This window comes from Aliidongia dinghuensis, from assembly GCF_014643535.1.
Classification (GTDB): Bacteria; Pseudomonadota; Alphaproteobacteria; order ATCC43930; family CGMCC-115725; genus Aliidongia; species Aliidongia dinghuensis.
Genome location: NZ_BMJQ01000063.1, coordinates 1 through 739, shown reverse-complemented (window position 1 = coordinate 739; position 739 = coordinate 1). Strand labels below are relative to the sequence as shown.

At 69.1% G+C, this 739-nt stretch carries 1 protein-coding gene; it reads left to right on the top strand.

All coding sequences use genetic code 11. The annotated features are described in order from the left end of the window. The coding region (locus IEY58_RS34140; protein WP_229744180.1) for a leucine zipper domain-containing protein at positions 1 to 663 on the top strand (663 nt) is incomplete at its 5' end. Positions 664 to 739: the final 76 nt, after the last annotated feature.

The following is a 739-nucleotide window of genomic DNA, read 5'->3' as shown; positions in this document are numbered from 1 at the left end:
CTAGATGTCGAAGCTATGAAGGTTGTTCATCCAGGTCCGGGCAGTGAAGCTGTGGTTACCACACCGAAGCGCACGTTCCTGGAGCCCTGGATGAACATTCACAAGAATGCACGGCTGACGCCGCAAGGTCGATCCCTGATGGTTTGCCGGATTGAGGAGGAAGGCTGGACGGTGGCTGCGGCGGCGGATGCGGCCGGGCTTTCGGCGCGGCGGGCTTATCACTGGCTGGGGCGATATCGGGCGGGCGGCGTGCGGATGCTCCAGGACAGGAGCTCGGCGCCCGCTCGATATCGCGCACCGGTGCCGGCGGCGCGCGTCGCCGAGATCGAGCGGCTGCGGCGCGAGCGGATGACTGGCCCGCAGATCGCCCACCGGCTCGGCATGCCGCGCTCGACCGTGGGCGCCGTGCTGCGCCGCCTCGGGCTCGGCCGGCTGAAGGCGCTCGACGCGCCCCCGCCGGCGATCCGCTACGAGCGGGCACGGCCAGGCGAGCTGATCCATATCGATACCAAGAAGCTCGGCCGGATCGACGGCAGCGCGGCCAGAGCAGCAAGCGCGGCACCGGCTGGGAAGCGCTGCACGTGGCGATCGACGACGCCTCGCGCCTGGCCTACACCGAAGTCCTGCCCGACGAGAAGAAAGCCTCCGCCTGCGCCTTCATGACCCGGGCGCTCGACTGGTTCGCCCGGAACGGCGTCCGCGTCGAACGGGTCATGAGCGATAACGGCAGCGCCTATCG